Here is a 24,709-nt window from a genome sequence, read left to right on the forward strand (position 1 = left end):
AAAAATTGCTCCCAAAGAAAGGAAATCGCAATCTGTATGGAGAACTATATAGGACAAGCTAAGCAATCTCCGGAAGTTTCAGAGGTGTAAATGAGAGGAGTGTGTTTTTTGGCTCAATTATTAGACGGAAAAGAGATTTCCAAAGTCTTAAAGGAAGAAATCAAGGAAGAAGTAAAAGGGTGGAAGGAACAAGGGATTAATCCCAAGCTGGCAGTGGTGCTTGTAGGGGATGACCCTGCATCTGTTGTGTATGCTAAGTCTAAACAGAAAGTAAGTGAAGGCTTAGGGATTGATTTCGAACTCTTCGTTCTTGCTGCTGACAGTGCGGAAGAAGAGATTTTGAGTCTAATTGATTCCCTTAACACCAACACCGCAGTACATGGCATTATGATCGAGCTACCTCTACCAAAACACATCTCAAAAGAACGTGTTATGGCAGCAGTCCGTCCCGATAAAGATGTGGACGGAGTTCATCCCATCAATCGGGGTTATATACTCAGTGGCGAAGAGGGCCTCTTCCCCGCAACGCCCCAAAGCTGTATTGAAATACTGCTTCGTTCAGGAGTTGAGATCGCCGGTAAGCATGTCGTTATCCTTGGCCGAGGAGAAACAGTAGGCAAGCCCTTGGTTTTTCTCATTCTTAAGCATAACGCCACAGTAACCATCTGCCACTCGAAAACTCCGGATCTAGGGGCGTTTACCCGTCAAGCGGATATTGTTATTGCTGCTGTAGGTAAAGCGAAGCTCCTGAAAAAAGATATGGTAAAACCCGGTGCTGTGGTAGTGGATGCTGGAATAAACGAGATTCCCGGTGGGATCTGCGGGGACGTGGATTTCGACGAGGTTAAAGAGGTTGCATCCCTTATTTCACCGGTACCGGGCGGGGTCGGCTCCTTAACCACAGCATTAGTCATGAGAAATGTCTTGAAGGGGATTGCTCTTCAGGGTAAGGAGGCAAAATAATGACTGACAACACTGTATGGCAGTGGACTACTGCGGAATTTTTAGCCCAATCCGCCAGCTCCGCTCCTACCCCTGGTGGAGGAAGCGTATCTGCTTATGTGGGGGCGCTGGCTGCTTCTATGGTATGTATGGTCGCGAATTTGACGATAGGTAAAGAAAAATATAAGGATGTTGAGCCTCAAGCTCAAGCTATTTTGGATAAAGGCCAAAAGGCGTTGGCTGACTTAAAAACTGGCTTAACCCAAGATATTGAGGAATTTTCGAATTTCATGGCTGTATTGAAGTTTCCTAAAGATACCGAAGAGCAAAAACAAGCCCGTTCGACTAAGATGCAGGAAGTGTTGGTCTCTGCGACAGATACTCCCTTAGGAATTGCCCAAAACTGTTATCTGGTCCTTGAGCTGGCCCAAGAGCTTGCTCCCATCGGCAATAAAGGGGCGATTAGTGATGTGGGTGTAGCCGCCTATTTAGCCGAAAGTGCTCTTAAGGCCGCTATGTTTAGTGTGGATATCAATTTGCCTCAAGTTAAAGATATTGACTATCAAGACAAAGTTAAAGCTGAACGTCAACGACTCTTTGCTCAAGCAGAAAAGCTTAAAAATGAGATTGTGGCAGTCGTTCAAAGCAGATTATAAGATATTATTGACATATAACGCCATATTAAGGACCCACCGTAAAAATCCGCATCCTTTGCTGAGTGCGGATTTTTTATTGACAGTTGGTCTTTGGTTTTGTGTAGGTTAGTATCAATTTTATTTTAAATTTTCGAGTCGTAGAATTGACACCTCTGGACTGAAGGAGTATAGTTCTAATGTAATCATTAAAAAAATGGCGGGATGGTGAGTAAACTGGACGCAGGAGGGCCTAGTCGACCAAAATTGAATATTTTATTCGAAAATTGGGGTGTGTCCGGTTTAGAAGGGGAATTGTTGATTCAGCCGGCCACCTAAAGGGGGGAGCCGGATGCTCAAAATTTGCAAAAATGATGCTGGTAATTATCAAGAACTAACTTTAGATACCTTGGTGAAAGGATCCTGGATTCAGATGGTGAATCCAACCCCAAGGGAGCTCAATGCAGTGGCAGAAGCCACTGAAGTGCCACTGGATTTGCTCAAAGCGGCACTGGACGAAGAAGAACGTTCACGGATTGAGTTGGAAGATCATTGTATCTTGATTATTACCAATATCCCATTAATGATCAATGAAACGAATTATGATACGTTGCCACTGGGTATGATTATTACTGAAGATCACATTATTACGGTGTCTTTAGAGGATAATCCAGTGTTTAACGAATTCAATGCCGATAGCTGCCGAAGCTTTAACACAGGGAAGCGCACACGTTTCTTATTCCAGATTCTCTATAAATCTGCTTCTTATTACCTTAAATACTTGCGCCAAATCAATAAGCGCACCGATCAAATTGAGCTTGACCTGCGCACCTCCATGAAGAATCAAGAGATTTTTCAGCTGATGGACTTGCAAAAAGGCTTGACGTTCTTTACGGTCTCTCTTCGTTCTAACGGTGTGGTTATGGACCGCTTGTTGCGTTTACGCTCCAATAGCCAAAGCCAGCATTTGATCAAAATGTATGAAGAAGATGAAGATTTGTTAGAAGATGTTATCATCGAAAATAATCAGGCTATCCAAATGGTTGAGATGTACACCAATATTTTGGGAAGCTTGACCGATGCCTTCGCTTCGATTATTTCGAACAATTTGAATATGGTGATGAAATTTCTTGCTTCGATGACCATTATTCTGGCTGTACCGACGATGTTGGCCAGCTTTTGGGGAATGAATGTTGTGGTACCTTTCCGCGATAATCCTTACGGATTTAGCTTCGTGCTCGGTATAGCCTTTGTGATTGCTATGGTTAGTGCCATTATCTTATGGAAAAAGAAAATGTTCTAGTAGGGAGGGAAACCTCCCTTTTTGCTATACATCCTTGAAAATACTCACGCTACTTTGTATTATGGGGAAGAGGTGAAATATGTGCCGAAGATTTGGACGGTTACCGAACTAACTCGTGAAATAAGTCAGACTCTAAGTGAAAATCCAGATTTTATTAAGTGCTGGGTTAGTGGAGAAATATCTAATTATAAAAATCATCGCCCTTCTGGACATTGGTACTTTACCTTAAAGGATGAATCCTCGAGTATCAAGGGAGTTATGTTTCGTAGTCGTGCTGAACGGGTACGTTTCACTCCTCAGGATGGTATGAAGGTGCTCATTCAGGGAAGTATACGGATCTATGAGCGGGATGGAAATATCCAGCTTTATGCGGAAGAAATGCAGCCCAGCGGTGTGGGCGCACTTTATTTGGCTTTTGAGCAGCTTAAGGAGCGTTTAGCCCAAGAAGGACTATTTGACCCGGAACGCAAAAAGCCCATTCCAAGATTTCCCCGCCGCATCGGAATTGTCACAAGCCCGACCGGGGCTGCTCTTAGGGACATCATCAAAGTTATGGAACGACGTAATCCACAAATCTCTTGGATCCTTGCCCCTGCCGCAGTTCAGGGGGAACTCGCCCCCGGTGAAGTGGCACAAGCTATTGCTCGGCTCAATCGCCAGGCTCAAGTGGATGTAATTATCGTGGGTCGTGGGGGTGGATCACTGGAAGAGCTTTGGGCGTTCAATACGGTCGAAGTCGCTCGAGCTATTGCCGCCTCAGGCATTCCAGTGATTTCGGCGGTAGGACATGAGACGGATGTCACGATTGCAGATATGGTTGCCGATTTGCGTGCGCCGACCCCTTCTGCAGCTGCGGAATTGGCTGTTCCGCTTTGGATGGAATTGAAAGCCAATATAGCGCAATTGGAATCACGGCTGCGTAATAGCATGGCCTTACAAATTCATCAAAAGCGGCAGAGAGTAGACAGTTTAAAAAGTATTGGACCGCTTTCCAATCCTTTCTGGAGAGTGGATCAGAACCGCCAGCGCCTTGATGCCCTGAGTGAGCGCCTAGAGCAGGGGATGACTAGATTTGTTTCTGACAAAAATGGTATACTAAGGCTATTGGCTGCCAAGTTAGATTTGTTGAGTCCCTTAGCCATTCTCGGGAGAGGCTATTCCCTGACCTATGGCCCAAAAGGAAACGTTCTTCGCCATTCTGATGAAATCAATGTGGGGCAGCAGGTTCAAGTACGGCTACAGCAAGGTGCATTAACTTGCGCTGTACTGGCCAAGAGCTCTGATCCCAAATAAGTATAGAAATTAAAGGGGAATATAAGATGGAAGTTGAGAATAAGGAGTTAACTTTTGAAGAGGGAATCGAACAATTAGAGCGCATTGTTCGAGAGCTGGAACAAAAGGAAGTCCCTTTAGAACAGGCCTTGAATCTCTTTAGACAAGGCATTGAGCTTGTTCAAAATTCCAATAGTCTACTTGATCACGCGGAAAAACAAATGCAGATTCTCTTAGAGAATCCCAACGGAGAGTTGGAGATTCGGCCAGCAGATTTTCCTGTGGAAGGATGATTCGTTGATGTTTCAAAAGGATTTAGAAGCGCATGTACGACAGGTGGATTCACATTTGTTACAACTCTTCAGTGGAAATGGGATTCTCAGCGAAAGCATGAATTATTCTCTTGCAGCAGGAGGCAAAAGAATCCGACCCGTTTTAGCTCTGGCAGCTGCCAAAGCAGTGGGGGGAGACGAGGAATCCATTCTTCCTGCAGCCTGTGCATTAGAATTGATACATACCTATTCTTTAATCCATGATGATCTTCCAGCCATGGATGATGATGATTATCGCCGAGGTCGTTTGTCTAACCATAAGGTTTTTGGAGTCGGACAAGCGATTCTTGCCGGGGATGCTCTATTGACCTATGCCTTTGAGCTGCTAGCCCAATCCATTAACAGCGTGACGCCGGAACGCCAGCTTCGGGTCATCAGGGAAGTTGCTCAGGCCGCTGGACCGCAAGGCATGGTGGGTGGACAGGTATTGGATTTGGAGGCTGAAGAAAAAGTACTAGCACTAGCTGAGCTTGAACGGATACATCGTTTAAAAACGGGGGCCATGCTCGTGGTCGCTGCTCGCTTAGGCGCAATACTTGCCGGGGGAACAGAAGAAAAGATTGAGGCTTTGACTAGTTATGCACAAGCGATCGGACTTGCCTTCCAGATCAGAGACGATATCCTCGATATAGAAGGTGATAGTGAGAGTCTTGGGAAGCCGGCACAAAGCGATATTCGCCAACATAAAGCTACCTATCCATCGCTAATGGGCATAGAGGGTGCTAAATCTGAGCTTATGAATAAGATAGATGAAGCTCATGCTGCTTTGGAGACCTTAGGGGAGCGATCGAGCTTCTTGCATGATTTAGCAGATTTTATTGCTCAACGTAAGTTTTGAGGTGAAGCATGAGCATTTTTTCTGGAATCCTTGATAACGCTATACTGATTTCTGCAATGCTGGCTTGGCTTATTGCCCAAGTTTTAAAGGTTGTCATCAACTTTGCTATTCATAGAACCTTTGATGTGGGTTTTCTAGTCAGCTCGGGTGGATTCCCTAGCTCGCATTCGGCCACTGTCAGTGCTTTGTCAATTGGAGTGGGAAAATACTATGGGTGGAACTCTCCTATTTTTGCTGTGGCCGTGATTTTTGGCATGATTGTCATGTATGATGCAGCTGGGGTACGACGAGCTGCTGGTAAGCAGGCTGAAGTAATTAATCAGTTAGTTCAGGAACTTTATCAACAGATGTCCCATCTATCTCAAGAACGCCTGAAAGAATTAATAGGGCATACCCCATTTGAAGTGTTTGCCGGAGCAATTGTTGGAATCATAGTGGGGATCTTGGTGTAGAATGATTTGGAGGGTAACTGTTGGGATATAAGCGCAAAAGCTGGAAGCATATTCTATTTGTCTTCCTTCTTAGTTTTACATTAGCGGTCATTGCTAGCTTAGGAACCGAGATTTTAATGAGAAAGACCAATATAATTGTCGCTCTCACCCTTTTATTGGTTATTATTATTATCAATATTGGGTTTGATGTCATTGGGATTGCTGCCACAGCAGCTACGGAAAAGCCGCATCATGCGAAAGCAGCAAACCGGGTTCCTGGCGCTCGGCAGACGGTCTTTCTAGTTCGCCATGCCGATACAGTAGCTAATTTTGCTAATGATATTGTTGGCGATGTTACAGGTGCTTTGAGTGGAGGCATGTCTGCCTCTATTGTCTTAGACATGCTGAGGACGTACCCCGGCTTGGAATCACAGGAGATTTGGATAGATACTTTGATGATTGCCTTGGTGGCTTCCGTTACCGTAACCGGAAAGGCTCTAGGCAAAACTTTTGCTATCCAAAAAGCTGATGAAATTATGGCGCGAGTGGGATTTGTCATAGCACGTTTTGAAGAGCTGACGGGTTGGGTGTTTACAGATAAACGACGGAAGGGGGGGAAGCCAAGTGGGGATTCTCGAAAAGATTGATCAACCTAAGGATTTAAAAGGGTTGACGTATCCCGAACTTAAACAGCTTGCCCAAGAGATTCGAGAGGAAATGATTGATGTGGTCTCCACCAATGGAGGTCATTTAGCCCCAAATTTAGGGGTTGTTGAACTTACCCTTGCTCTGCATCGGGTCTTCGATAGTCCGAAAGATAAGATTATCTGGGATGTAGGGCATCAAAGCTATGTTCATAAATTAGTCACAGGGAGACAGAAGGAATTTAAGAGTCTGAGGCTCTATCATGGTTTATCCGGTTTTCCCAAGCGCGCGGAAAGTCCACATGATTGTTTTGAGACTGGTCACTCTAGTACATCAATATCGGCTGCAGTGGGTTTCGCCAAGGCAAGAGATCTTCGCCAGGAAAAGCATCAGGTCATTGCCGTAATTGGGGATGGGGCTATGACCGGCGGTATGGCATTTGAGGCATTAAACCATGTCGGACAGACAAAGACTAAGATGATTGTGCTCCTTAATGATAATGAGATGGCGATTGCACAGAATGTGGGGGCCATGTCCTCTTACCTAAATCGCCTGCGTACCGATCCTCGCTATGATCGGAGCAAAGAAGAGATAGAAAATCTGCTCAAAAGAATTCCCGGGATCGGATCAAAGATGGCAAAAGCAGCTGAAAAAGCTAAGGACAGCTTAAAATATCTTTTAGTACCAGGATTATTATTCGAAGAACTTGGCTTTACCTATCTCGGTCCTATCAACGGTCATGATCAAATAGCATTAGAACAGGTTTTTGAACAGGCAAAGTGCGTGAAGGAACCTGTACTTATTCATGTCTTGACTCAAAAGGGAAAAGGCTATGAGCCTGCCGAGCAAAACCCCTCGCTTTTTCATGGCGTAGGGCCATTTAATAAATTAACCGGTGAAATCCCTAAAAAGCCTGCTCCGCCTACCTATACGCAAATTTTTGGCCAGACCCTCTGCGATATTGCCGAAAAGGATCCACGGGTCGTAGCCATCACTGCTGCCATGCCCAGCGGCACTGGACTTAACCTTTTTGCTCAGAAGTTTCCGGAGCGCTTCTTTGATGTTGGAATCGCCGAGCAGCATGCCGTAACCTTTTCGGCCGCATTGGCTTTTGGTGGCATGAAACCTGTGATTTCTATCTATTCCACTTTTTATCAACGGGCCTATGACCAAGTTCTTCATGATGTCTGCTTGCCTAATGCCAATGTGGTGTTGGCTATTGACCGAGCAGGGGTGGTCGGTGATGATGGACCAACCCATCATGGCGTCTTTGATATTTCATTTCTGCGTGTGATACCGAATTTAGTCTTTATGGCTCCGAAGGATGAGAATGAATTACGCGATATGCTTTACACCTCGCTTAAGTATGAAGGACCGGTGGCCTTACGCTATCCACGTTCTGTGGGTCAAGGGGTAGATTTATCCGGGGAACTCGAGGAACTTCCCCTAGGAAAAGCAGAGGTTATTCAGGAAGGCAAAGATCTTACCTTGATTGGTATTGGTCCTATGGTCAATACTTGTATGGCTGCAGCCGCTGAGCTGCATCACCGTGGGGTGGAGGCCACTGTCATCAATATGCGCTTTTTAAATCCTTTAGATAAAGAGACAATTCTCCGCTTTGCCCGTCAGACTAAACGCATCATAACCGTCGAGGACCATATGCTTGCTGGCGGGATGGGAAGTGCCGTTATTGAAGTGTTAGCTGATGAAGGTTTAGCAGATGTGGTTGTCGAGCGTTTGGGTTATGATGAATTTGTGGATCAGGGAGCCATCTCTTTGCTTCATCAAGGTTATGGTTTGTCCGTAGCTGGCATACTAAAAGCAGCTGAGCGCTTAAAGGTTTTGCAAAGGATTGAGGGAAGAAGCAGTGTCTAAAGGAAAAGAACGACTGGATGTCTTGTTGGTTAAGAACGGATTATCTCCCAGCAGGGAGAAGGCCAAAGCCATCATCATGGCCGGGCTGGTCTTCAGCCAAGGACAACGGTTGGATAAGCCTGGTGTGGAATTGCCGGAAGATACTGTTTTAGAAGTCAAAGGAGATCCTTTACCTTATGTTTCACGGGGAGGATTAAAGTTAGAGAAAGCCCTTAAGGCCTTTCCGGTATCCCTAGACGGAGCTATCGTTGCCGACATTGGTGCCTCCACGGGAGGATTTACGGATTGTGCTTTACAAAACGGAGCAGCACGGGTCTATGCCATCGATGTGGGTTATGGACAACTGGATTGGAAACTGCGCACAGACTCGCGGGTTGTTTCTATGGAACGAGTTAATGCCCGGTATCTCGATGGGGATTCCTTACCGGAACCGGTTGATTATGTTGTTTCTGATGTTGCCTTTATCTCCGTCACGAAGATATTTCCGGCTATGCTGGAGATCCTCAAGGAGGAGGGGCAGATCATCACCTTAATTAAGCCACAATTCGAGGCAGGTCGGGAACATATCGGCAAAAAAGGGGTTGTTAAAGATCCCCAGATCCACCAATGGGTTATTAACCATGTCCTCGATGAGGCGGAAAAATGTGGTCTTGTGGTCAAGGGTTTGGATTTCTCGCCCATCCGTGGACCAGAAGGTAATATTGAATATTTAGCTTGGCTCCAGCGTGAACAGGATAACGGCATACCTTGGCGTGAACTCGTTCCCGAGATTGTTGAACATGCCCAAAAAAGATCGGAGTGAATTGTATGGATCGAGTCGGCTTGTGGATTAACCGTAGTAAACCCGAAGCTATAACCTTAGCCGAACATCTTACCCCTTGGTTTCAAGAGCGAGGATGGGAAGTCTATACTGATTGGGAAGAAATTATCGCTCAGAAGGTAAACTTTCTCATCTCCTTAGGCGGGGATGGGACTTTACTGGAAGCCTCCCGTGAGGCCGCTCCTTATGCACTACCGGTTCTGGGAGTGAATCTGGGTCGTCTTGGCTTCTTATGTGAAATCGAGCGTAACGAGGTCTTTGATGCTTTAACCAAGATTATTGATCATGATTATACGATCCAAGAGCGCCTTATGCTTACCGTAACTGTAACGGGACTGGATCAGGGTATAGATACCTTATATGTGTTGAATGATGTGGTGTTTCTAAGAGAGCCTTCAGGTGCTATGATAACCCTACAAGCAAATCTATCAGGAGAACCCTCAGTAAGATATCCGTCTGATGGTTTAATTGTATCCACACCCACTGGCTCCACTGCCTATGCCTTATCGGCAGGAGGACCTATACTGAGCCCCAATGTTGAGGCGATTTTAATAACCCCTCTGGCCGCTCATTCCCTATCGGCACGACCTATGGTGCTCTCTGCTAAAGAGAAGATAGATATTTTTTTGGCTCGCGGAGAAGAGTGCATCGTGAATTTTGACGGCTATCACCGTATGCTGATGAAGCAGGGTCAAATATTCCACATCGAGAGGGCTCCGATTGCCGCCCTATTAATTCGTTTGGGAAAAAGAAGTTTTCACCATGTGGTGCGGGAGAAATTAAAGGATCGCTGGCATGAGTAATCGAATTCAAGATATTCAAGGATTTCTTAGAATGATTCTTAGGACAATGATACAATCAGGAGACGTGGTTTTAGATCTTACGGCTGGACGGGGGAGAGATACCCTGTTTCTTGCTGAGCTGGTCGGGGAGAAGGGGATTGTCCATGCCTTTGATATTCAAGAGATTGCCCTTCAGGAGACGCAAAGGCTACTAAGTGAATACAGCCTGAAAGGCCGTGTTCACTTGCATCATTGCGATCACAGTCGATTATTAGAAAAGGTTCAAGAGCCTGTTCAAGCAGCCATGTTTAATCTCGGATATCTACCGGGGTATAATCAAGAAGTCACCACGCAAGCAACTTCTACTATTTCAGCCCTGACATCCGTCTTTCAATTACTCCGTAGAGGTGGTGTAATTGCACTTACTTTGTATCGTGGACATCCAGGAGGGATGGAAGAGGCTGTTGCTGTGGAAGAGTTTTTAAACGATTTACCACGGCGTCAATATAGTGTCTTGCGCGGAGAGTATACGAATCAAATCCCAAATGCACCCTACTGGATTTTGGTTCAGAAGAATAAGGGGGATACCGAATGAAGACCCGTCGGCAGATGAAAATCCAAGAGATTATTAATAACCAGCCTATACATACCCAAGAAGAGCTTGCTGAACGATTAAGAAAAGAAGGCTTTGATGTGACACAAGCCACTGTGTCACGAGATATCAAGGAGATGGGGCTAATCAAGGTTCCTACCTCGGACGACGATTATCGTTATGCGGTTCCCGGTTCAGCTCAACCTCTCAGCACTCCCGATCGACTCAAACGCCGGATGAGAGAGACAGTAGTGACCATAAATGACAGCGAAAATCTGATTGTTCTGCGGACGATTCCTGGAAATGCCCAGGCACTTGCCAGTTTAATTGATCATAGCAATTGGGAGGAAGTAATCGGTACGGTAGCTGGTGATGATACCATACTCTTGGTTGTCAAGCCAATCAGTGCTGTACCCCAAGTCCGAGGACGAATCGCTCAATTCATGGAATAGAGTTATTGGTCAAAGAGGAGATGGATTGCGATGTTAACAGAAATCCATGTAGAGAATTTCGCTTTAATGGAAGAGGTACAGTTGTCATTTTCGCGAGGTTTAACTATTTTTACCGGAGAAACAGGTGCGGGGAAATCCATGCTCATCGATGCTCTTGGCGTACTGCTAGGAGGAAGAGCAAGTGCGGATTTTATTCGCCATGGTCTGGATAAAGCCTGGGTGGAAGGGATTTTTGAGGAATGCCCTCCTGAGGTTCTCGCAGGTTTAGAGGATGCCGGTTATCCTCTCGAAGAAGGGCAGTTAATTCTTTCTCGAGAGATCAATCGCAATGGCAAGAACAGCTGCCGTGTTCAAGGAAGAACGGTTCCCTTAACACTTTATCGAAACTTGGTCCAAGGCTTAGTGGATATCCACGGACAGATGGAGCATCAATCACTTTTTAACCCTGATAGTCATCGCGGCTTGCTAGATGCTTTTGGAGGGGAAAAACAGTTGGAGCTCTTAGACCAGGTTAATAAGCTTGCCCGAGCTTATCGGAGTCTTATACAAAAAGAACAGCAGCTTATGCGCAGTGAAGCTGATCGAGAGCGGCGTGAGGATATCTTACGCTTTCAAATTGATGAGATCACAGCCATCGCCCCCCAACCTAATGAAGAAGAGACTTTAGTACAGGAAAAGAAGCGTTTGGCAAATTCGGAAAAGATCATGGGCTACATTGGGGAAATGTATGCTTTACTATATGAGGGTGGTGGCCAGCAGTCCTCCGCCTTAGATCTAATAGGTCGCAGTCGGAAAGCGTTACTGGATCTTGTCCGCTATGATGCTAACTGTAGTCACATGCTCGAGCCCATGGACTCTATCTATTACACAATCGAAGATTTAGCCTCCCAAGTGAGTTCGTACCGAGATGGATTCGATTTCAATCCGGGGCGTTTAGATGAAATTGAAGACCGCTTAATTCAATTGCAACGTTTGCGAAAATATGGTCATACGGTCCAAGAAGTTCTCCACACGAAAGATGAAATGCTGCAAGAGCTTCATACCATTACGAATCTACAAGAAGAGCTGGGAGCCTTACGTCGCGATCGAGAGAACATCCTAAGGGACTACGAACAGAAAGCTGAGGAGTTAACTCTGGCACGATTGGGAGTAGCAAAACATCTAGCTGAAGGTCTCAAAGAAGAATTGGCCGACTTAGGTTTGGAGAAAAGTAGTTTTGAAGTGAAGCTTACTCCTGTTCATGAACCTCAGGTAGGTGGAGCAGAGGAAGCAGAGTTCTATTTTTCGGCAAATCTTGGGGAACCTCCTAAGCCCCTAGCAAAAGTAGCTTCCGGCGGAGAAATGTCACGTCTTATGTTAGCTTTGAAAAGCCTTTTATCCAAAATCGAAAGCGTTAGCACCTTTGTCTTTGATGAAGTGGATAGCGGTGTTGGTGGGCGAACGATTCAAAAGGTTGGCGACAAATTAGCAAAAATTTCCGAAAACAAACAAGTATTTTGTATAACCCATGCCGCGCAAGTGGCTGCTTTTGGTGATCATCACTTTGGGATACAAAAAGAAATTAGCAATGGAAGAACCAGAACTCGCATTCAACAGCTTTCTGAGGAGGAGCGTATTCATGAATTAGCCCGCATGTTAGGGGGAGGGGAAGAAGCCATCGCCCTCGAGCATGCGCGAAAGCTCAGGAAAAATATTTATTAATTTTATTATAGAAATGAATTATTATGGGGATTTTATAGATAGAAGGTGAATTTGGCCTTCTATTTTTTTATTTGGAAATACAGAACGTAATTGTCAGGATGAAATGAATTCATGATGGTTAATTTAGTATTAGGTTCCGTAAAAAATAAAGAAAAAGAGAAAGGAAGAACATGGGGAGACAAAAAGACGGAGGGTGATAAGAGAGTGAAAACGAAGAGAGCCATGGTCTTCGCCAGTGTTCTTCTCTGTACCTTTCTCAGTCTTAATCCAACGCTTCATCAAATGGCACAACTGCCTAAACTCTATGAATCCAGCAGTCATGTTCTTCCACCACTCACGGGAATGTTCGCCAACCTAATTGTTACAGAAGAAGTCAAAGCAGCCGAGACGGATGTGAATGCGGTCATGGCTGCTCACTCGAAAAACCCCGAAGTTATCCAAGTAACCTACAAGCTTTTTGGATTGATACCGCTGAAGTCTAGCGCCGTAGAACTGATGCCCGATCTTAAGCTTTTACCTGGTGGACAATCGATTGGGGTAAGCCTGCAGGCCAAAGGCGTTATGGTGGTTGGACAGGCTGCAGTGCAGAATCAAGAAGGTAGATTGGTTTGCCCAGCCAAAGATGTAGGAATCGAAGTAGGGGATGTCATCTTGAAAATTGATGGCCAAGAAATGTCTAGTGATCAGGATGTTGCCAATGCGATTCATCGAGCCGGTAAGAAACAAGGTTTTTCGGAAATTCTTATCAGCCACAATGGTCAGCAAACTCAAAAACGGGTGACAACAGTTCTCTGTCCTGAAACTGATCGTTATCGAGTAGGACTCTATGTGCGCAATGAAGCCGCAGGTGTCGGCACACTTACCTTCTATGAACCAAAGAGTAGCCAATATGGTGCATTAGGTCATGTCATCAACGATGTAGATACGAATCAAAGGATTGAGATCGTCAATGGAAATGTGGTTGCTTCGACAATATACGCTATTGAGAAAGGAAAACGAGGACATCCAGGAGAAAAGATCGGTTCATTCGTGAATCAATCAAGATTCTCGGGCAATATCAAGAAAAACACAGTCTCGGGGATTTTTGGTTCCTTAGAAGGAGAAATTGGCAATCCTTTCTTTAGTGAACCCATAGACGTAGGCTGGGAATCGGAAATAAAAGAAGGGCCGGCTAAAATCTATACAGTCCTAGAAGGGGAACGAATTGAGGAGTATGATGTGCAGATTGAGCGTATAATGCGTAATCGTACCGATAGCAAAAATATGGTTATCAAAGTTACTGATCCTGAGCTTATTGAAAAGACAGGAGGTATTATTCAAGGCATGTCGGGAAGTCCGATCATCCAGGATGGCAAAATCATTGGTGCGGTGACTCATGTTTTTGTCAATGATGCTTCACGAGGGTATGGCGTCTTCATTCAAAATATGCTTAAAGACGCAGAAATTATCGATAAAAAAGAAGCTGCTTAACCATTAATATGAACATTAATTGAAGGAGCGTTAATTTAACCATTGAGTGAAATCTCAATGGTTTTTTTATGCATGCTGCGCTCATGGTGGCTGTTTTTTAGCAGAGGTTAAATGAAAATAATAGTAATTTGTCGATTTAAAGTGATTTTATTAGAATGATGGGAAAATAAAGCAACTCCATTGAATTGTTAAATTGTGATGGTATACTGATATAAGATGCTTAATAAGTTCACAAATTGTAGAGAATATCTAGAATATAGAGCTCGTTGTTATTTTTCCATAGTATTGCAGGAAGAATTTATACATTTGTCGAAAGTATAAGCACTTCGGATCGAGCAAGGGGGAGCAGTCTTTATGCAAAAGCCCATCAGAGTATTGCTAGCTGACGATAATCGCGAATTTGTCGAGGTCTTAAAAGAATATATTTTGCGCCAGACAGATATGCAGCTCGTTGGAATTGCTTATCATGGCAATGAAGCCTTAGAGATCATTTACAGGGAACAACCCGACTTGGTGGTCTTAGACATAATCATGCCTCACTTGGATGGTTTAGGGGTATTAGAAAAACTGCAAGGCGATATTAAAAAGCCCCATGTGATTATTTTAACAGCCTTTGGTCAAGAAAGCATGACCCAACGGGCAGTGCAGCTGGGTGCTGATTATTTCATTTTAAAACCCTTTGATTTAGAAACCCTTGGCAAGCGGATTCGCCAGTTACAAGGCGTTATCCCCTTAGCTCAATATAACAATAATGATGGGGCTGCCGGAGGTGGACCTTCCATTACTCCTACACTAACCTCAACGCAAACAGCAGCTGCCAATGCACGTAATCTTGAGGTTGAAGTGACGCGAATGATTCATCAAATGGGTGTTCCGGCTCATGTTAAGGGTTATCAATATTTAAGAGATTCTATTGTTTGTGTGGTTCAAGATGTGTCCCTCTTGGGGGCTGTGACTAAAGAGCTATATCCGATGATTGCGAATAAATATAATACTACTCCTAGCCGAGTGGAACGTGCGATTCGCCATGCCATTGAGTTGGCTTGGGATCGAGGTAACATTGAGTTTATGAATCGATTCTTTGGCTACACAATCAATGTGGATCGGGGTAAACCCACAAATTCTGAATTCATCGCCATGGTGGCTGACAAATTAAGAATGGCTAAACTAATGTAGAAATGCAACTTCAATAATACCTCTCTTCACAACGTTACAGGTTGAAAAGAGAGGTTCTTTTATTTAGCATCATTGGGAGGATTTCGCATATATCCAATTATAAATTATAGATATTAGAACGGATTGACTACAGGGAGAGATTATGATACCGTAAAGGTAAAGGTGAAAGTGATAACAAGTACTAGAGTCAGAACTTTGATAATTTAAAGCTCGACTAAAGAGGGGGGAGTATTATGTCAGATTGCTGTGAATATTTAGCGGTCATTAGTCAGAAGTATGCTTCATCAAAACGAGATAGTGGCATAAGAGAACTCTGTGAGCAGGAAAAGGCAAATTATGAGGAAATATATGCAGAACTAATAGATAAATACAAAGAGAGAGCTGGAAAAGTTCCTGAAGATGTGAGTGAAATCCAGATCATCAATAGATTTGTAACAAGCAATGACGAGTGTGTTTCACCGAGGGGACTAGTAAATGTAAGTCTGGAGTATCTCGCGAAATTACTAACATTTGCGGATACTGCAGGTTATGACTGGGAAGTGAATATATCGGAGAACAAAAAGACTCACTTTATAAATTTATATAATTGTGACGTAAAGGTAAAGTGTTCAAAAAAAGAATTTGTGGATATGGCAGTCGGAAAAGGATTTAGGTGTGGTTAAAAATATTCGGCATAGTGGCTGGCAAATTGAAAACGCAAAAATACTAAGAGAGAGCTGATTTACCCTCTATTGAGGCAAATCAGCTCTCTCTTATCGTTACTCGCTATACATACTTTCCAGAAGCGCTTGAACATGTTCATTTTCAAGATACTCATCATATTCCATCTTCCGGTCGATGATTCCCCTGGGAGTTATTTCAATGATGCGATTAGCAATGGTCTGAACAAACTGATGGTCTTGAGAGACAAAGAGAATGGTTCCATCGAACTGAGTAAGGCCATTGTTCAAGGCGGTGATGGATTCAAGGTCTAAGTGGTTGGTGGGCTCATCCAGCAGTAACACATTCGCGCCGCTTAGCATCATACGGGAGAGCATACAGCGAACCTTTTCCCCTCCTGAGAGGACATTAGCAGCTTTTAAAGATTCTTCGCCAGAGAAAAGCATTCTGCCTAGGAAGCCACGAACAAAGGACTCGTCTGGGTCCTTAGAGAATTGCCTCAGCCAGTCCACGAGGGGTAGATTTGTCTCGAAATAGCTGGAATTATCTTTAGGGAGATAGGTTTGGGAAGTAGTCACGCCCCAACTAAATTCGCCACTGTCAGCTTCCATTTCGCCCATCAGGATTTTAAGCAACGTCGTTTTAGCGAGCCCGTTAGGCCCTGCGAAGGCAATCTTGTCCCCACGATCCACAATGAAAGAGACATTGTCGAGGACTTTTTCTCCGTCTATAGTTTTTGTAAGGCCCTCGACTGTAAGCAAGTTGTTGCCTGCTTCACGGTCAGGAGTAAAAGCGATGTAAGGGTATTTGCGGGAAGAGGGCCGAATATCCTCGAGGGTTAACTTATCAAGCTGCTTTTTACGCGAAGTAGCTTGCTTAGCTTTGGAGGCATTTGAGCTAAAGCGTTGGATAAAGCTTTGCAGCTCAGCAATTTTATCTTCTTTTTTCTTATTGGCATCCCGCATCAGTTTTAGAGCTAGTTGGCTAGACTCATACCAGAAGTCGTAGTTCCCCACAAATAGCTGGACCTTACCAAAGTCAATATCCACAATATGGGTGCAGACTTTATTCAAGAAGTGGCGGTCATGAGAGACGACCAGGACTGTACTTTCGAAATTGTAAAGGAAATTTTCCAACCAATTGATGGACTGCAGATCGAGGTGATTGGTGGGTTCGTCCAAAAGAAGAATATGAGGATGACCGAAGAGTGCTTGGGCTAGCAGTACACGTACTTTCTCACTACCCTCAAGTTCTTTCATTTTCCTATCGTGATATTCCTTGGGGATACCCAGTCCCATGAGGAGCTCAGCGGCTTCAGCTTCAGCTTGCCAACCGTTCATTTCAGCAAACTCTGCTTCTAAATCAGCGGCTTTCATCCCATCCTCTTCGTTAAAATCAGGCTTTGCATAGAGCGCATCCTTTTCATCCATAATCTCATAGAGTCGAGAATGGCCCATGATGACAGTTTTTAAAACGTCAAACTCTTCAAATTCAAAATGATCTTGCTTTAAGACGGCAATCCGTTCCCCTGGAGTAATTACGACCTCTCCTTTAGAGGGTTCAATCTCTCCTGAGAGAATTCTGAGGAAGGTGGATTTTCCGGCACCGTTGGCCCCAATAATACCATAGCAGTTTCCTGGAGTGAACTTAACATTGACATCTTCGAATAGAGCGCGTTTACCAAAGCGCAGGGTGATTCCGTTTGTACTTATCATATTTAACGATCGTTCCTTCTTAAATATATTTGATAATGATTCACGAATTACCATTATACCATATTTCCTGAAAGATAACTTATTTTGCGCACTATTAAAGGGGAAAGGGAGTATCTAAGAGATTACTTTATAAGTAATTCTAGGACACTCCCTTAAAATATTTTGAAACTATAAGATACGAATTAGAAAATTACGCCTAAAGCAATTAGAATTAAGATAGCAATTGAGATAATTCCTACACCAACGCCTACACCGATTCCAGCCACCGGAGCTACAGGACGTGGGCAACATGCTCCACCCATTCCACCGTAACCCATTCCAAACATAGATTTACCTCCTTCATTTATAAGGTTGAATGCTTTATTTTAGTGTTTCTGATTAAAATACTATTCCTAAGGCAATTAACAACAAAATGATAACGACAACGATTGCAATACCTGCTCCAAAATTAGAACCACCGACAAGACCAGTGCCCAATGCCATTTGAGTTCCTCCTTTTTACGAAGATAGTATAGCTTATGAAGTCGGGACTAAAATGCCCACAAAATGGAAAAAAGTTTTTGTGATGCAATAATGAACTCTAGATAGACAAAATAACACTATAGTTATTGGCGAAAGTTTAGACTTAACATAGAAGAATGCCTGCTCTGTTAACGTCTATATCATTAGATTGAGATGAATGCTATGATATTGAAAAGGGAGGGAGGAGATTATGGTGAGCTTTTCGTTAGTGATGCTTTTAGGTATTGCTCTGGTCGCCGTTATTCTAATTACTGGTGCAATCGCGATTTCTCTTCGTTCACATAGTCGGGGTGATGATCCAAGCGAACAAAAAGAAGGGGGAAAAGTTATGATAAAGACGGTATATACGTATTTGATACTATTTGCGACTTTGATGATGACCATTGGAGGAAGTGTAGCGGCTTTCATGGCTACAGCTGATTTAGTTGCACCACAAAGCTACTATATGTCCTTTGAGGATTATAAACGGGGTCAGGTTTATGATACAGGAGTAGATAAACCTAAGGCACCGGCCATTGAAAAAAGCGATGAAGAAGTAAAGGCTGATTATCAAAGGCTGGTTGATGAAGAAAAGAGTCGCTCCCGGGATCGAGCTCTAAACAGCTTAATCAAGAGCTTTGGCTGGATTGTCATTCCCTTACCAGTATTTCTTTATTATCAGCGGCGGATGAGGCATGAATAAACAAGTGCTAGAATTGGCACCATAAGATGAATTTTATCTATCTAAGCAGTTCAGGGAATGCCCGGCTGCTTTATTTTTTTCTTCGGGCAGGATATGATAAGCAATAAATGTGTTGGGGAGAGGATTACTGATGGAAAATAAACAGAATCACCATGAAGCAGATCGTACAGTGACGAATCAGACTCAATTGGAAGAAGTATTTGTAAAGAGGGAAATTGTCTTTTCCGGACGTATGCTCAGAATGGATCGCGATACGGTTTGCTTACCCAACGGCGCTGAAACAACCCGCGAGGTGGTTCGTCATCCGGGGGCCGTCGGAATCTTGCCCTTTAAGGGGGAGGAGCTGCTCTTAGTACGCCAATATCGTTATCCTATTGAACAAGTTACCTTAGAGATTCCCGCTGGCAAACTTGATCCGGGGGAAACCCCGCTAGATTGTGCAGAGCGAGAGCTCAGAGAAGAAACCGGGTTTAGAGGGACACTAGAGCATATGGTAAGCATTTATACGACTCCGGGCTTTACCGATGAAATCATCCATCTCTACAAGGCAAATGATTTGATTTGGGATCCCTTACAAGCTGATGAAGATGAGTTTTTAAATGTGGTGAGCATCCCATGGACTGAAGCTCAGAAAATGGTTCTAGCCGGTGAATTCAAAGATGCGAAGACAATGCTTGCTATTTTGATGTTAGCTGGTAAAGAACAATGGTAAATCTTTATGCGGATCTTCATATCCATATCGGTCAAAGCCTAGATGGAAAAGCGGTTAAGATTACCGCGGCCAAGAGTCTAAATTTACCGAACGTTCTCGAAGTCTCACGTCAAATTAAGGGACTGGGGATGATCGGGGTTATCGACGCCCAATCCCCAGGAGTACGTAAAGATTTCCGGCAAATGATCCAAGTAGGAATATTACGACCCCTAGAAGGAGGGGGATATGGGGCAGAGGGGTTGACGGTTATTTTGGGCACAGAGATCGAACTGTCGGTGGGGACGGGGGCTGCCCATTTTCTCGCTTATTTTCCGACCTTAAATCATATTGAGGGTTATGTGGAGAAGATTCACCCGTTTCTAAAGAATTGGCAACTTAGCTCCCAAAAGGGACACTTGAGTATCGAGCAATGGTTGGCGGCCGTGGCGGAGAATGAAGGGATATGGCTACCTGCCCATGCCTTTACACCCCATAAAGGAATTTACGGGAACTGCTGTAAGAGCTTACTGGATATTTTGCCTGGATTGCCCCCGGCCTTAGAGATTGGCTTGAGTGCTGATCGACAGATGGCGAAATCCATCTCGGAACTTAATAAGGTGGTGCTTTTTAGTAATTCCGATGCCCATTCTCTCCCTAAGATTGGTCGTGAGTATAACCTGTTGAACCTCTCCGAAGCATCTTTTCAGGGATTGAAGAAACTAGTCTACCGCACTAGCGGCGAGGTTTTGGTGAATTATGGACTACCACCGAAATATGGTAAATATCACCGAACATATTGCTTGGTATGTGAACGGATCGTTGATGGGGAGCCACCGCTCCTGAGTTGTCCGAGCTGTGGAAATCCCCGAGTGGTAACCGGTGTACTCGATCGCCTGGTGAGTATTGCTGATGCTGAGATACCGAATACCCCAGATCCTCGTTATATATATCAAATCCCTCTCCAAGAATTGCCGGGAATCGGACCGAAAATGTATGGACGTTTATTGGAGCATTTTGGCACAGAAATGAATGTTCTACACCAGGTCCCTGAGAGAAATCTAGTGCAGGTGGCTGGGGAGAAAGTCGCCCAGCTGATACTTTTATCTCGTCAGGGAAAGTTGGATGTTCAACCCGGTGGCGGGGGAGTATTTGGAAAGGTAGTGGACATACTTTCCTAAGCTCCTGAATAGGATGTCTATAGAGGATGCTGACATGCTTATGCAGTGAGGGTGTCCATTTGGGGACTATAGACAGGGAGGCTGAAGGTATGAGGAAACTCAGCGAGCATATCCGACAATATTGGGTTATTTATCTTACCTTAGCCAGCGTATATCTGGCAGGAATCATCTTTGGGTCAATGGGAGTTGGCGCCCTCAATGGTGGCGAAACCGAGGAACTCACCAGTTTCCTGGACAAGCTGCTTGCCAGTCAACCCACCACTCTGGATTCTGATTTTTTGATGCAATTAGCCAGGGAGCAATTTATTATTATGGCAGGAATTTGGCTCCTGGGATTGACTGTTATCGGAACGCCGTTAATTTTTTTGATTGTGTTTACACGCGGATTTGTGTTCGGATTTACCCTGAGCTTTATCATAGGTATAAAAGGACTTTGGGGGTTAGGGCTAGTCTTCATCTCAATTTTGATACCGGCTTTGGCTGGAATTCCTTTTCTTCTCTTAGGAGCAGGCTTAGCAACCATTTTTTCAATGCTACTACTAAAAGGAAAACAGGTTGGGGAATCTTTGCGACGGGAATTTCTTTATTATTCTTTTGCCACGATACTTGTTTCCCTTGGTGCAGTCTTTATGGGGGTTTCCCAAGGCTATTTTTCAATCTTGGGTGTCAAATTTTTTAATCTCTAGAGTTTCTCTATAATTCCGATAAATAAGTATTGCTTTATTGAGTTAGCGGTGGTAAACTATGCTTAAAAGTTAGCGGTGGCTTACTAATTTTGGGGATCAAAGGAGTGAAAAAATTGGCAATACAAAGTATAGCTAATCTCCAAGTTGGGAATAGAAATACTATTTCTTCGACATCTGTGACAGTAGGTACGATGCCTTTAGCAATGGTGGCACCTGGCGAGGAAGTCAAAGTCGTTTCCATTAAAGGTAGAGACAATACAAGACGTTTTCTGGAGAACCTAGGTTTCGTTGAGGGTGCTGTAGTTTCGATCGTCACTGAGTTGGCTGGAAATGTGATTGTTTCCATTAAAGAATCTCGAATTGCGGTGAGCAAAGGGATGGCAATCAGGATTCTTACGGTCAGAGCATAAGGGACGCCATGAAGGAGGAAAAAAGATGATAAACCTTAGGGACGTGAAGGTCGGACAGGCGGTAACCGTGGTCAAGTTGCATGGACAGGGACCAATTAAGCGTCGAATTATGGACATGGGTATAACCAAAGGCACGGAGATTTTTGTGCGCAAGGTGGCACCATTAGGTGATCCTATTGAAGTGAATGTGCGCGGCTATGAGCTCTCTTTGCGAAAAGATGATGCTGCAAATATAGAAGTTGAATAACGTGTGGGATTATATGTTTGCCCCATGGTTAGCCTAAGCTAACAAGAAGGAAGAGGGAGTGGATAACTTTATGTCGTTAAAAATTGCTCTAGCGGGGAATCCCAATAGCGGGAAGACGACCTTGTTTAATGTTTTGACGGGTTCTAATCAAACAGTAGGAAACTGGCCGGGTGTTACTGTCGAGAAGAAGGAGGGCAAGCTCAAGAGTCATAAGGATGTAACTATTGTTGACTTGCCAGGAATTTACTCACTCTCTCCCTATACTCTTGAAGAAGTAGTATCGCGGAACTATCTGATCGGCGAAAAACCCGACGCTATTATTAATATCATTGATGGTTCTAATCTGGAACGGAATTTGTACTTAACTACCCAATTGATAGAGCTAGGCATCCCCGTAGTGATCGCCATCAATATGATGGATGTGGTCAAAAAGTGCGGAGATGAGATTAATATAGCAAAGCTATCCCAAAAACTGGGCTGTGAGATATTTGAGATCTCAGCCATTAAAAAAATGGGAATTACCGAGCTTGTCGATCGGGCTGTCAGAACTGCCCAAAGTGCAGAGAGTTCAGCTACTTGGCTTGTTTTTGATCCTAAGGTGGAAGAAGCCCTTGAAACTATTGTCGGTAAGTTACCTGCAGATATTCCGGAAACACAAAAGCGCTGGTATGCAATTAAAATGTTTGAACGTGATGTAAAGGTTCTTGAGCAGGTTAATGGGGTAGATGTCGAAGAGATTATTCTAAGCGTGGAAAATGCTCATGACGATGATAGTGAATCTATTATCACCAGTCAACGGTATGATTTTATTACTTCGGTAATTAAAGGGAGTTACTCTAAAAAGAGCACCTCTAAATTGACCACTTCGGACAGGATCGATAGGGTAGTAACCAATCGTTGGCTGGCCCTGCCGATTTTTGCTGCGATAATGACGTTTGTTTATTATATTTCGATTACGACTGTGGGGGATATACTCACTTCGTTCACCAACGATACGCTCTTTGGGGCTTGGATCAGTGAACCTTTGGCGGCCTGGATGGAAAGTATTGGTACAGCTGGGTGGCTAACTGGACTTGTCGTCGATGGTATTGTAGGCGGTGTGGGAGCGGTTCTTGGTTTTGTTCCCCAAATGCTAGTCTTATTCTTCCTGTTAGCAATTCTTGAGGAATGTGGATATATGGCACGGATTGCCTTCATCATGGATCGAGTGTTCCGTCGTTTCGGACTGTCCGGTAAATCCTTTATTCCCATGCTGATTGGTACAGGGTGTGGTGTTCCTGGGGTTATGGCCACGCGAACCATAGAAAGTGACCGTGATCGTCGAATGACGGTTATGACCACCACGTTTATGCCTTGTGGAGCGAAGATGCCGATTGTGGCTTTAATCGCTGGTGCGGTTTTTGGTGGATTATGGTGGGTAGCCCCTAGTGCATACTTTATTGGGGTAGCGGCGATTGTTTTGTCCGGCATCATTCTCAAAAAAACCAGCCGTTTTGCCGGCGATCCGGCCCCTTTCGTTATGGAACTTCCTGCTTATCATTTACCCACTGGGGAAAGTGTATTTCGTAGCACTTGGGAACGGGGATATTCTTTTATTAAGAAGGCGGGAACGATCATCCTATTGGCCAGCATCTTTGTTTGGTTTTTATCTTCCTTTGGTATAGTTGAAGGATCTTTCCAAATGGTTGACGATATGGATGCAAGTGTTCTGGCTGTAATCGGCGGAATATTGGCCCCCCTCTTTGCACCCCTTGGTTTTGGTAGTTGGCAAAATACTGTGGCAACACTGATGGGCTTAATCGCCAAAGAAGAGGTTGTTGGAGTATTCGGGGTACTTTATGGGGTGTCAGGAGATGCACTAGCTCTGGTTGAAGAGGGGGCCTTCGGTAGCTTAGGCGCTATCGGTGCCCACTTTACCCCATTGACTGCTTATTCATTCTTGGTATTTAATCTTCTTTGTGCTCCCTGCTTTGCTGCCATCGGTGCGATCAAAGGGGAGATGAACGATCAAAAATGGACCTGGTTTGCAATTGGTTACCAATGCCTTTTTGCGTACGCAATGGCCTTGCTTGTTTTCCAATTCGGTTCCTTCTTTACAGGTGGCGGATTTACAGGTGGCACTGCAGCCGCGATACTCGTATTGGCTGTTCTGCTCTATATGTTGTTTAGACCAAGCAAGCCAAGACTGAAAATTCAAGGTATCCCAGTAAAGAATTGATCATTTAGTTGAGAAGGAGGGGATGGTATGATGGATTGGCTCATCGCCAACGGCGCAACCTTAATTATTGGTATGTTGGTGCTAGTAGTCATTGCCTTCGCCGGTCGCAACGTATATAAAACGCGAAAAAGTGGCGGCTGTGCTGGCTGTGCCAGTAGTGCAGGGTGCCCAAGTGCTGCCGTGCGCGCTAATGGTTGTGGGTGTGATAGTGCCCCTAGGCCATAATCGTTTATTCTAAGCTGAGTCTCCACAAGGAAACTGGGTCGACAAAAGGGAAAGCCGCTACTGTTTAACAGTGATATGATCCTCCTAAAGTAGACCATGGAAATATCCAAATCTACTTTAGGAGGATATTTTCATGTCCAAATCACCGCATAGTGCCGAATGGAAATTAAAAGTTATTGAAGAATATCTATCCGGGCTAGGTTCATATGAAA

The 24,709-nt window shown here is 44.3% G+C and carries 27 protein-coding genes; 25 read left to right on the plus strand and 2 right to left on the minus strand.

Annotation, left to right across the window (positions count from 1 at the left end):
- The first annotated feature begins 108 nt into the window (after positions 1–108).
- From AAC978_RS08365 to AAC978_RS08445, 17 genes are all read left to right on the plus strand, one after another.
- Positions 109–963, plus strand: coding sequence for a bifunctional 5,10-methylenetetrahydrofolate dehydrogenase/5,10-methenyltetrahydrofolate cyclohydrolase (locus AAC978_RS08365; protein WP_341547590.1), 855 nt, complete (start codon positions 109–111; stop codon positions 961–963).
- Positions 963–1,598 carry a cyclodeaminase/cyclohydrolase family protein gene (locus tag AAC978_RS08370; protein ID WP_341547591.1) on the plus strand — a complete coding sequence of 212 codons (636 nt, stop codon included), beginning with the start codon at positions 963–965 and terminating at the stop codon, positions 1,596–1,598. Before AAC978_RS08365 ends, AAC978_RS08370 begins: the two co-directional genes overlap by 1 nt.
- Positions 1,599–1,926: 328 nt before the next feature.
- Positions 1,927–2,877: a magnesium transporter CorA family protein gene (locus AAC978_RS08375; RefSeq protein WP_341547592.1), complete on the plus strand. Its 951-nt coding sequence runs from the start codon at positions 1,927–1,929 to the stop codon at positions 2,875–2,877.
- A gap of 81 nt (positions 2,878–2,958) precedes the next feature.
- Positions 2,959–4,170, plus strand: a complete 1,212-nt coding sequence (gene xseA / locus AAC978_RS08380; RefSeq protein ID WP_341547593.1) for an exodeoxyribonuclease VII large subunit — start codon at positions 2,959–2,961, stop codon at positions 4,168–4,170.
- Positions 4,171–4,196: 26 nt separating this feature from the next.
- Positions 4,197–4,442, plus strand: coding sequence for an exodeoxyribonuclease VII small subunit (gene xseB / locus AAC978_RS08385; RefSeq protein ID WP_341547594.1), 246 nt, complete (start codon positions 4,197–4,199; stop codon positions 4,440–4,442).
- Positions 4,443–4,449: 7 nt separating this feature from the next.
- On the plus strand, positions 4,450–5,319 hold the full coding sequence (locus AAC978_RS08390; protein WP_341547595.1) for a polyprenyl synthetase family protein: 870 nt from the start codon (positions 4,450–4,452) through the stop codon (positions 5,317–5,319).
- An 8-nt stretch (positions 5,320–5,327) separates the two neighbouring features.
- The gene (locus AAC978_RS08395) at positions 5,328–5,771 is read left to right on the plus strand and encodes a divergent PAP2 family protein (RefSeq protein ID WP_341547596.1); all 444 of its coding nucleotides are present in this window, start codon (positions 5,328–5,330) and stop codon (positions 5,769–5,771) included.
- A 20-nt stretch (positions 5,772–5,791) separates the two neighbouring features.
- Positions 5,792–6,397 carry a hypothetical protein gene (locus tag AAC978_RS08400; protein WP_341547597.1) on the plus strand — a complete coding sequence of 202 codons (606 nt, stop codon included), beginning with the start codon at positions 5,792–5,794 and terminating at the stop codon, positions 6,395–6,397.
- Positions 6,375–8,270: a 1-deoxy-D-xylulose-5-phosphate synthase gene (gene dxs / locus AAC978_RS08405; RefSeq protein WP_341547598.1), complete on the plus strand. Its 1,896-nt coding sequence runs from the start codon at positions 6,375–6,377 to the stop codon at positions 8,268–8,270. Before AAC978_RS08400 ends, dxs begins: the two co-directional genes overlap by 23 nt.
- Complete coding sequence (locus tag AAC978_RS08410) at positions 8,263–9,072, plus strand: TlyA family RNA methyltransferase (RefSeq protein WP_341547599.1); 810 nt, start codon at positions 8,263–8,265, stop codon at positions 9,070–9,072. The genes dxs and AAC978_RS08410 overlap by 8 nt, the downstream gene beginning before the upstream one ends.
- Before the next feature lie 5 nt (positions 9,073–9,077).
- Complete coding sequence (locus tag AAC978_RS08415) at positions 9,078–9,893, plus strand: NAD(+)/NADH kinase (protein ID WP_341547600.1); 816 nt, start codon at positions 9,078–9,080, stop codon at positions 9,891–9,893.
- Positions 9,886–10,467 carry a class I SAM-dependent methyltransferase gene (locus AAC978_RS08420; RefSeq protein ID WP_341547601.1) on the plus strand — a complete coding sequence of 194 codons (582 nt, stop codon included), beginning with the start codon at positions 9,886–9,888 and terminating at the stop codon, positions 10,465–10,467. Before AAC978_RS08415 ends, AAC978_RS08420 begins: the two co-directional genes overlap by 8 nt.
- Positions 10,464–10,916, plus strand: a complete 453-nt coding sequence (gene argR / locus AAC978_RS08425; RefSeq protein ID WP_341547602.1) for an arginine repressor — start codon at positions 10,464–10,466, stop codon at positions 10,914–10,916. Before AAC978_RS08420 ends, argR begins: the two co-directional genes overlap by 4 nt.
- 30 nt (positions 10,917–10,946) lie before the next feature.
- On the plus strand, positions 10,947–12,617 hold the full coding sequence (recN, locus tag AAC978_RS08430; protein WP_341547603.1) for a DNA repair protein RecN: 1,671 nt from the start codon (positions 10,947–10,949) through the stop codon (positions 12,615–12,617).
- A gap of 204 nt (positions 12,618–12,821) precedes the next feature.
- Entirely contained in the window at positions 12,822–14,087 is a 1,266-nt protein-coding gene (gene spoIVB / locus AAC978_RS08435; protein WP_341547622.1) for a SpoIVB peptidase, read from the plus strand.
- A 354-nt stretch (positions 14,088–14,441) separates the two neighbouring features.
- Positions 14,442–15,263 (plus strand): sporulation transcription factor Spo0A, encoded by an 822-nt coding sequence (gene spo0A / locus AAC978_RS08440; RefSeq protein WP_341547604.1) that lies wholly within the window; start codon positions 14,442–14,444, stop codon positions 15,261–15,263.
- A 233-nt stretch (positions 15,264–15,496) separates the two neighbouring features.
- Complete coding sequence (locus AAC978_RS08445) at positions 15,497–15,925, plus strand: hypothetical protein (protein WP_341547605.1); 429 nt, start codon at positions 15,497–15,499, stop codon at positions 15,923–15,925.
- Between the two features lie 96 nt (positions 15,926–16,021).
- On the opposite strand, the gene AAC978_RS08450 is transcribed toward AAC978_RS08445, so the two are convergent.
- Together AAC978_RS08450 and AAC978_RS08455 are read right to left on the minus strand one after the other, a co-directional pair.
- Entirely contained in the window at positions 16,022–17,638 is a 1,617-nt protein-coding gene (locus AAC978_RS08450; RefSeq protein WP_341547606.1) for an ABC-F family ATP-binding cassette domain-containing protein, read from the minus strand.
- 182 nt (positions 17,639–17,820) lie between these two features.
- Positions 17,821–17,964: a hypothetical protein gene (locus AAC978_RS08455; RefSeq protein WP_341547607.1), complete on the minus strand. Its 144-nt coding sequence runs from the start codon at positions 17,962–17,964 to the stop codon at positions 17,821–17,823.
- A 386-nt stretch (positions 17,965–18,350) separates the two neighbouring features.
- Here AAC978_RS08455 and AAC978_RS08460 point away from each other — a divergent pair, with 386 nt between their 5' ends.
- From AAC978_RS08460 to AAC978_RS08495, 8 genes are all read left to right on the plus strand, one after another.
- The gene (locus AAC978_RS08460) at positions 18,351–18,842 is read left to right on the plus strand and encodes a hypothetical protein (protein ID WP_341547608.1); all 492 of its coding nucleotides are present in this window, start codon (positions 18,351–18,353) and stop codon (positions 18,840–18,842) included.
- 130 nt (positions 18,843–18,972) lie between these two features.
- A complete protein-coding gene (locus tag AAC978_RS08465; RefSeq protein WP_341547609.1) occupies positions 18,973–19,554 on the plus strand; it encodes an NUDIX hydrolase in 582 nt (193 codons plus the stop codon).
- Complete coding sequence (locus AAC978_RS08470; RefSeq protein WP_341547610.1) at positions 19,548–20,711, plus strand: endonuclease Q family protein; 1,164 nt, start codon at positions 19,548–19,550, stop codon at positions 20,709–20,711. The genes AAC978_RS08465 and AAC978_RS08470 overlap by 7 nt, the downstream gene beginning before the upstream one ends.
- 89 nt (positions 20,712–20,800) lie before the next feature.
- On the plus strand, positions 20,801–21,397 hold the full coding sequence (gene spoIIM, locus AAC978_RS08475; protein ID WP_341547611.1) for a stage II sporulation protein M: 597 nt from the start codon (positions 20,801–20,803) through the stop codon (positions 21,395–21,397).
- A gap of 113 nt (positions 21,398–21,510) precedes the next feature.
- Positions 21,511–21,807 carry a FeoA family protein gene (locus AAC978_RS08480; RefSeq protein WP_445900291.1) on the plus strand — a complete coding sequence of 99 codons (297 nt, stop codon included), beginning with the start codon at positions 21,511–21,513 and terminating at the stop codon, positions 21,805–21,807.
- A gap of 25 nt (positions 21,808–21,832) precedes the next feature.
- Positions 21,833–22,054 (plus strand): FeoA family protein, encoded by a 222-nt coding sequence (locus AAC978_RS08485; protein WP_341547613.1) that lies wholly within the window; start codon positions 21,833–21,835, stop codon positions 22,052–22,054.
- A 70-nt stretch (positions 22,055–22,124) separates the two neighbouring features.
- Complete coding sequence (gene feoB / locus AAC978_RS08490) at positions 22,125–24,272, plus strand: ferrous iron transport protein B (protein ID WP_341547614.1); 2,148 nt, start codon at positions 22,125–22,127, stop codon at positions 24,270–24,272.
- A 27-nt stretch (positions 24,273–24,299) separates the two neighbouring features.
- A complete protein-coding gene (locus tag AAC978_RS08495) occupies positions 24,300–24,497 on the plus strand; it encodes a FeoB-associated Cys-rich membrane protein (RefSeq protein WP_341547615.1) in 198 nt (65 codons plus the stop codon).
- The last annotated feature ends 212 nt before the right edge of the window (positions 24,498–24,709 follow it).

It is taken from the genome of Desulfitobacterium sp. THU1, assembly GCF_038181555.1.
In the GTDB taxonomy this organism is placed as follows: domain Bacteria; phylum Bacillota; class Desulfitobacteriia; order Desulfitobacteriales; family Desulfitobacteriaceae; genus Desulfitobacterium.